The 7,532-nt window shown below is 64.1% G+C and carries 7 protein-coding genes; 4 read left to right on the top strand and 3 right to left on the bottom strand.

The genetic code is table 11. The annotated features are described in order from the left end of the window. The 3 genes from Mhypo_RS02045 to Mhypo_RS02035 all read right to left on the bottom strand — a co-directional run. Positions 1 to 485: LysM peptidoglycan-binding domain-containing protein (locus Mhypo_RS02045; protein ID WP_147371335.1), on the bottom strand; the 485-nt coding region annotated here is incomplete at its 3' end. Between the two features lie 61 nt (positions 486 to 546). Beyond that, a complete protein-coding gene (locus Mhypo_RS02040) occupies positions 547 to 1,713 on the bottom strand; it encodes a cation:proton antiporter (RefSeq protein WP_119339695.1) in 1,167 nt (388 codons plus the stop codon). Beyond that, complete coding sequence (locus tag Mhypo_RS02035) at positions 1,713 to 2,168, bottom strand: CBS domain-containing protein (protein WP_119339694.1); 456 nt, start codon at positions 2,166 to 2,168, stop codon at positions 1,713 to 1,715. The genes Mhypo_RS02040 and Mhypo_RS02035 overlap by 1 nt, the downstream gene beginning before the upstream one ends. A gap of 164 nt (positions 2,169 to 2,332) precedes the next feature. On the opposite strand from Mhypo_RS02035, the gene Mhypo_RS02030 reads away from it, so the two are divergent. From Mhypo_RS02030 to dnaX, 4 genes are all read left to right on the top strand, one after another. Beyond that, positions 2,333 to 3,598, top strand: a complete 1,266-nt coding sequence (locus tag Mhypo_RS02030) for an S-layer homology domain-containing protein (RefSeq protein WP_119339693.1) — start codon at positions 2,333 to 2,335, stop codon at positions 3,596 to 3,598. 154 nt (positions 3,599 to 3,752) lie between these two features. Further along, positions 3,753 to 4,178 carry a hypothetical protein gene (locus Mhypo_RS02025; RefSeq protein WP_119339692.1) on the top strand — a complete coding sequence of 142 codons (426 nt, stop codon included), beginning with the start codon at positions 3,753 to 3,755 and terminating at the stop codon, positions 4,176 to 4,178. 185 nt (positions 4,179 to 4,363) lie between these two features. Beyond that, complete coding sequence (locus Mhypo_RS02020) at positions 4,364 to 5,590, top strand: DNA polymerase Y family protein (protein ID WP_119339691.1); 1,227 nt, start codon at positions 4,364 to 4,366, stop codon at positions 5,588 to 5,590. 37 nt (positions 5,591 to 5,627) lie between these two features. Then, on the top strand, positions 5,628 to 7,505 hold the full coding sequence (dnaX, locus tag Mhypo_RS02015; RefSeq protein WP_119339690.1) for a DNA polymerase III subunit gamma/tau: 1,878 nt from the start codon (positions 5,628 to 5,630) through the stop codon (positions 7,503 to 7,505). The last annotated feature ends 27 nt before the right edge of the window (positions 7,506 to 7,532 follow it).

Below are 7,532 nucleotides of genomic sequence, written 5' to 3'. Positions count from 1 at the left end.
GGTTGAGGTGGGGTGGGACTCGGAAGCGGGCTCGAGCCCACCAGATTGGCCGAGGAGCCTGGGGGTGGGGCAGGATTGGGGTTGGCAGGGGACGGGCTGGATGCAGAGGGGTTGGCAGGAGGGTTGCTGGGGGCCGCTACACTCACCTGGGGAATCCGGAGCACCTGCCCCAGCGATAGGGAGGTGCCCTCGAGGTTGTTTTCTTGCTGAATGGCCTGCACCGTGGAGCCATAGCGCCGGGCAATGGAAAAAAGCGTATCACCGCGCTGCACGGTGTGCTGTACCACCCGGGGCGGCAGTTGCAGCACCTGCCCCACGCTCAGAGTGGCCTCGCTCAGGCCGTTGAGCCGCATCAGAATTTCCACAGTGGTATCGTGGCGTCTGGCAATGGAGAACAGGGTGTCGCCGCGCTGCACCGTATAGGTCGGCACGCTCTGGGCCAGCGCCATCGCAATAAGCCAGGGCAATATAGCAATTGGGCGCATATCAAAGTGAGTATACGCCCGGTTGCCATATTTTCGCGTTCATGCAGCCATTATTCGGCTTTCATGGGGAACCCCCGGAAGCTTGAGCGCGTTCGGCCCAGGCAATGGCGGGCCGCAAAAACAGCGGTGCCAGCAGGGTAGTACCCACCACCATGAACAGCACCAGGGCATACTCTTCCTCGTTCACCGCTCCGGCGGCCAGGCCCAGCGCAGCCACAATCAAGCCCACCTCTCCCCGGGGGGCCATCCCCACGCCCACCACCACCGCCCGGCGGAAGCCCTGGCTCCAGGCCCCCAGAAACCCCCCCAAAAGCTTGCCCACCAGGGCAATCAGCAAAACCCCGCTGCCCACCAGCCAGACCTTGGCACTGAGCAAGGCGGTCAGCTCCAGGCGCACCCCCACCATGGCAAAAAAGATGGGGGTCAAAAACTGCCCCACCGCCCGGACGTGCTCCTCGATGGCCAGCTCTTCGCGCACCTCGGCCAGGAGCATTCCGGCCAGGAAGGCCCCCACGATGGGGGCCAGGCCAATGATGGCCGCCAGCGCCGCCAGCCCCACCCCCACCAGCAGGGCAAAGCCGAAGGGATTGCCCAGGGTGAAGCGGGGCAACGAGACCCGCCGCAGCCAGGGCACCAGCAGCATGGCCCCGCCCACAAACAACACCGAGAGCAGGGTGATGCGCAGCGCCACTGCCAGCTCGAAGGTGCCGCTCTGGGCCACGCCGTTCACCACGGCCAACACAATCAGGCCCAGCACGTCGTCGATTACTGCCGCCCCCAGAATAATGCGACTGTAGTTGCGCGAAAGCACGCCCAGCTCCAGCAGCACCCGGGCGGTAATGCCCACGCTGGTCGCTACCAGGGCCGTACCCAAAAACAGCGCCGGGAGTTGGGCAAAGCCGATGCTAAGGCCAAAAAAATACCCCCCCACAAAGGGAAACAACACCCCCAGCACCGCTACCAAAAAGGCCTCCTTGCCCACCGCCAGAATGTCGCGCAGGCGGGTCTCGAGGCCCACCATAAAGAGCAGGAAAATGGCCCCCAGTTCGGCCAGGAATTCCAGAATTTCACCGTCGTGCACCAGGCCCAGTAAAGCAGGCCCCACCAACAAACCCGCCAGCACCTCGCCGATCACCACCGGCTGCTTGAGCCTTGCAAACAACCAGCCCACCAACTGCGCGGCCAGCAGGAGGAAAAAAACCTCGACCAGGTGCCCCATGCCGTGCATCAGTGCCCCCGCACAAACAAGCGCAAGAAGTCGGAGCGGGTCAGGGTGCCCAGCAGTTGCCGCTGCTCGTCTACCACCAAGACCCGCCGGTACTGCCGGTCTTGTAGCATCAGGCCCAGGGCTTTCTCAATGGGGTCGTCAGGGCCTACCATGGCTACCTCGGTTCGCATCAGGCGGTGCACGGGGGTGTTCTTGTAGCGCTCCACCAGCCGGTCGAAGGAGCCAGGGTCTACCCACTCGTCCAGAAAGCGCAGGGCCTCCACATCGGAAAAGGGCACTTTTTGCGGCTCGGGTAGCATCTGGTCGATCTCGAGCAGCCCCACCACCGCTCCCACATCGTCTATCACCGGCAAGCCCCCCAGGCGGTGCTCGAGCATGCGCTCGGCAGCCATGTACAGGGTTTCATTTTTGTGCACCGTATAGGGGCGCGACCCCATCAGATTCTTGACCTGCATGGGAGGATTGTACCCAATGGGGCCCAGGCGAAAGTTCCAAACATGAAATGGGTGATAAAGTTCCCAATTCCGCTTATGGGCTGGCTAAGTTGGGCCCTCACGTTGGCTGCGTAGCGTAGGAAACGGAGCCAAGTTTACTTGGCCGTAGCAAAAAGGAGGTTTGTATGAAAAGCCGATTGGCCATAGCTAGTTTTGTGCTGGCCGCATTCTTCGGTGTGTTTGCCAGCGCCCAGACCCAGTTTCGGGATATCCCGGCGGGGCACTGGGCCCGCCAGGCGGTGGAATTTGCCGTACAGTGCGGTCTGATTGAGGGTTTCCCGGATGGCACCTTCCGGGGCAACCAGAACCTGACCCGCTACCAGGCCGCCCTGATTTTCTTCCGCCTCTACCAGACCAACCGCCTCGAGAATGCCCGGCCCGAGTGCCGCCTGGCCGTTGAGCGGGGGGCCCAGGAGGTTGGCCCCGAGCTGGAGCAGCTCCGGCAGCGCTTTGCTGCCCTCGAGAAAACCAGCCAGGATCAGGCTGGTAAGCTAGCCGAGCTCGAGGCCGAAGTCAAGCGGGCCATCGAGACCAGCCAGCGGGCAGCCGCCCTCGAGCAGCGCTTAGCCGCCCTCGAGCAGCAGGTTCAGCGCCTGAGTCAGGCCCCGCAACCCGCCCAGCCAGCCCAGCCGGCAGGCCCCACCCCGGCCGAGCTTCAGGCCCGTATCGCCGCCCTCGAGCAGCAAGTCCAGCGCCTGAGCCAGGCTCCGGCAGCGCCCACTGCGCCCCAGGATGCGGTGGCCCTCGAGCGCCGCATCGCCACGCTCGAAGAGCAGATTCGCAACCGCCCCGACACCGCCCGTGTGGCGGCTCTGGAAGAGCAGGTACGCAGCCTTAGCAACCAGGTCACTACCCTGCAAGGCCAGGTGACCGAGCTGCGCCAGCAGGCCCAGCAACCCGCCCCTGCACCCCAGCCCCAGCCTCAACCTCAGCCGCAGCCCGAAGTACGGCCGGTGGCCCCGGTCATGCCCGCCGCTCCCCCGGCCCGCAACCTCTACTTTGGCGCGGGCGCTGCGCTGGGCATCATCCCCCAGCCCGCAGGCGGTATCTTTGACACCAACAACCTGGCCGTTACCGGCATGGTTGGCGTGCGCAATGTGTTCCTGGGCTTCGGCCTGCGGGCCGGCCTGGACTACAACCTGGGCACCCAGGCCCTGGGCATAGAAGCCTACCTGACCCGCCACTTTGGGAGCGGGCTCTTGAGCCCCTACGTGGGGGTGGGTGCTCGCTTCCTGCCTGCCCTGGCCAACCCCATCTATGGCACCGCCGCCGTGGGGCTCGATCTCAACCTGTTTGGCCCGCTGGGCCTCTTCGTGGAAGGCAACCCCCGTTTCGAGCAGGGAGGCAACTTTGGCCTGGGAGCCCGTGCAGGCTTGAAGTTCAATTTCTAAAACCAGCGTCAACGCACAGAGCCCTCGTATGGGGGCTCTTTTTTTTGCACCCATGGGCGCAGGGCCCCTGAACATCGTGCTCTTCACAGACGTGGCCGCCTGCGAAAACGAGAACGGTTGGCTCGAAATATGAAAGCGCCCTATAATTCCTTCGATGCGGGCTTTTCTAGGGTGGTTCATGGTCGCCCTGAGCGGGTTCTTCGTGATTGCTGCCATCAGCGACCTGGTTTCGGGCACTTCAGGGGAAGCTGGGCCTGGAGTGGTAGCGGGCATGGCGGTGTTTTTTGCCATTGTGGGGGTGCTGGGTTATCGCCTGGCCATCAGCAAAACACCCCAGAGCATTGCCCAATCGCCAGAGCAGCGCATCCTGGCCCTGGCCAAACAGCTACAGGGTCGGGTGACCCTGGCCGAAGTGGTGTTGCACTGCCAGCTCGAGGTCGAGCAGGCCCGCAGTTTGCTGAAAGAGCTGGTGCGCAAGGGGCTGGCCGAGCTCCACTTGAGCGATCAGGGCGACGAGGTGTTTATGTTTGGCGGATTTGCCCCCGAGACCAAGGAAACCGCCAAAGACCCGCTGGATTGAAGAACCATCAGGCGGTAACTAGCCAAAAGCCAATACGGCGCACACTTCCAGTCGACTACGCGACTGGCCGCTGTCGGCGAGGGCGGATTATTTGTCCTTGCAAAAACTTGATATTTATATTATGTAATTTACATAATCACTGAACGGCTTCAGTGATTTCAATTCCCCTTACCCCGGAGGTTTGCATGGGCATCCACTACCTGTTCCTGGATATGAACTCCTACTTTGCCTCGGTGGAGCAACAGCTCAGGCCCGAGCTGCGCGGCAGGCCGGTAGCGGTAGCGCCCATGCTGGCCGAGACCACCTGCTGCATCGCCGCGAGCTACGAGGCCAAGCGCTACGGTGTTAAAACCGGGACGCTGGTACAGGATGCCCGGCTCCTCTGCCCCAGGCTGGAAATTGTCGAGGCCCGCCCCAAGGAGTACATCCGCATTCATCACCAGATTCTGCGGGCGGTAGATACGGTATTGCCCATCGAAGCCGTGCTCTCGATAGACGAGATGGTCTGCAAGCTGATGGGCCGGGAACAGGAGCCCGCCGAGGCGCTGCGGCTGGCAGCGCAGGTCAAACAGGCCATCTACCGGCAGGTGGGCCAGGAGCTTCGCTGCTCGGTGGGGTTGGGGCCCAATCGGTTCTTGGCCAAGGTGGCCGCCGAGATGCACAAACCCGACGGCCTGACCCTTTTGCAGCTCTCCGACCTGCCCCACCGGCTGTATTCGCTGGCCTTGCGCGACCTACCCGGCATTGGCCCTGGCATGGAGCAGCGCCTGTTCAAGCACGGCGTGACCACGGTGGAGCAGCTCTACCAGCTATCCGTGCTACAGCTCTCGCAGGTCTGGGGCAGCCGGGTACACGGCTTTGCCTGGTGGCACCGCTTGCGGGGGGCCGACCTGCCCGAGACCCCCACCAGGCGGCGCAGCCTGAGCCATTCTCACGTGTTGCCGCCGGTTTTTCGCAGCGAGGCTGGGGCCCGGGCTGTGCTCACCCGGCTGGTGCACCGCGCAGCGGCCCGTCTGCGCCACGAGGGCTACTGGGCCGGTTCGGTGGCCCTATTCGTGCGCTTTCTGGACGGCGGCGAAAAAGGCAAATGGGATGCCCACATGCGCATCCAGCCCAGCCAGGACACCCTGACCCTGCTGCGCGTGATCCTGCGGCTCTGGGCGCAAAAGCCCGAGGGTACCCCCTTCAAGGTAGGCCTGGCCCTGGGCAGCCTGATTCCCGAGCAGGAACTGGGTTGGCCACTCTTTGAGTCCGACCAAAAACTGGTGCGGCTGGCCCAGGCCATGGACAAAGCCAACGGCAAGTACGGCCCCCAGGCCCTGTACTTTTTGGGTATGCACCGCACCGAGCAAAGTGCCGTCACCCGCATTGCCTTTAGCCGCATTCCCGACCTCGAGCTGCCCGATATTTAGCTTTGCGCTTTGGGCCTTGGGCCTTAAGCTAGAACCCGTGAGTGCCCTCTACCGCCAGGCCCGCCCCACCACCTTCGACGAGATGGTGGGCCAGGAGCACGTGAAAGAAGTATTGCTGAACGCACTTCGGCAGGGCAAGCTGGCGCAGGCGTATCTGTTCTCGGGGCCGCGGGGGGTGGGCAAAACCAGCAGCGCCCGCCTGATTGCCCAGGCGGTCAACTGTTCGTCCGACCCCAAGCCCTGTGGGGTCTGCGAGGGTTGCCGTCTGGTGCGGGAGGGGCGGCACCCGGATGTGCTGGAAATTGACGCCGCTTCGAATAACTCGGTGGAAGACGTGCGCGACCTGCGCGAGCGCATTCTGCTGGCCCCCATCCTGGGGCAGCACAAGGTGGTAATCCTCGACGAGGCCCACATGATGTCCAAAAGCGCCTTCAATGCGCTTTTGAAGACGCTCGAGGAACCCCCTCCGCACGTGATCTTCATCTTTGCCACCACCGAGCCCGAGCGGATGCCCCCCACCATCCTCTCGCGCACCCAGCACTTCCGCTTCCGGCGGCTTTCCGAGGCCGAAATTGTCGAGAAGCTGCAGCGCATCCTGGCCAGCTTAGGCCGCGAGGCGGAGCCCCCGGCCCTGCAACTCGTCGCCCGGCTGGCCGACGGGGCCATGCGCGATGCCGAGAGCCTGCTGGATAGGCTTCTGACCCTCGAGGGCCCCCTCACCCTGCAACAGACCGAAGAGGCCCTGGGGCTGCCCCCGCAAGAGGCCCTGTTTGCTGTGGCCGAGGCCCTGGACAAAGGGCAGATCCGGCAGGCGCTGGAACAAGCCCAGCACCTCTACACCCAGGGGTTCGCAGCGCGTACCCTGGCCCAGGGGCTATTGGAGGCCTTACGGGCCGGACTGTACGGGCGCATGGGGCTGGGCACCGGCCCCCACCTGAACCAGCCCGAGGAGCGCATAGTGGCCGCCATGACCGCCCTGGACGAAGCCCTCGAGCGCCTCCTCAAGCGCTCCGATGCGCTTTCGCTGGAGCTGGCCATCCTGAGCGCCTACCAGGCCCTCCATGCGGCCCCCGTCGCCTCCACCGTGCCTGCTGCCACCCCGGCCATTCCCGATTTCGACCCCAGGCCCCGGAAGCTCGAGAGCCGCGAGCCCAAAGCTGCAAGCCGAGAAGAGGGCCCCACACCCACCCCCCAGGCCGTTGCCGACCTGGCCTCGGAGTGGCGGCGGGTTATGGGGGCGCTCAAGATAACCATCCGGGGCTTCGTGCGCGAGGCCGAACCCCGCTTTGAGGAAGACAGGGTGGTGTTGTTGTTTCCGGAGCAAAAAAGCTTCCACCACCAGGGGGCGCAGAAGCACTTGGGTGAAATCCAGAAGGCGGTGCGGGAAGTGCTGGGCATAGAGCAGGTCGAGCTGCAGCTGGGGAAAAAAAAACTAACGGATGAGCCTTTGGCCCGTGCCTTCTCGCCGGGCAAGCCCATCCCACCGGCGGCCACCGACCAAGTAGAGCCCGCTGTACCGCCCGCCGAACCTACCCCTGCTCCAGAACACCCACAACCACTACCCACTGAAAACCTTCCCATACCCTCCGGGAGCAGCGCTGCCCCTGTCGAGCCTGCCCCTGCCGACACACCCTGGGAAGAACCCAATCCATCGCTGCTGCATCCCCCGGTGGCCGGGCCACCCGAACCAGCGCCCTGGAACCCCGAAGCCTCGCTGCTGGATCAAACCCCTCCCGAAGAGGCGTCGGATGATACCGAGGCCAAGCCCACCACCGAGGCCAACCTGTTAGAAGACCCGCGTTTTCAAAAACTGGTACAGCTGTTCGGCGGAAGGCTGCGCAAGTTTTACCCCGAGGCCCCGCGCGAAGCCGCCCTCGAGGCCGCTTCTACCGACCTCGAGGAAGAGCCCGACTAGCCCCAGCACAGCGAGCCCCACTGTCAA

Source organism: Meiothermus hypogaeus (genome assembly GCF_003574035.1).
Taxonomy (GTDB): Bacteria; Deinococcota; Deinococci; order Deinococcales; family Thermaceae; genus Meiothermus; species Meiothermus hypogaeus.
Note: the sequence above shows the minus strand (reverse complement) of the source record. Positions and strands in the feature narration are given on the sequence as shown.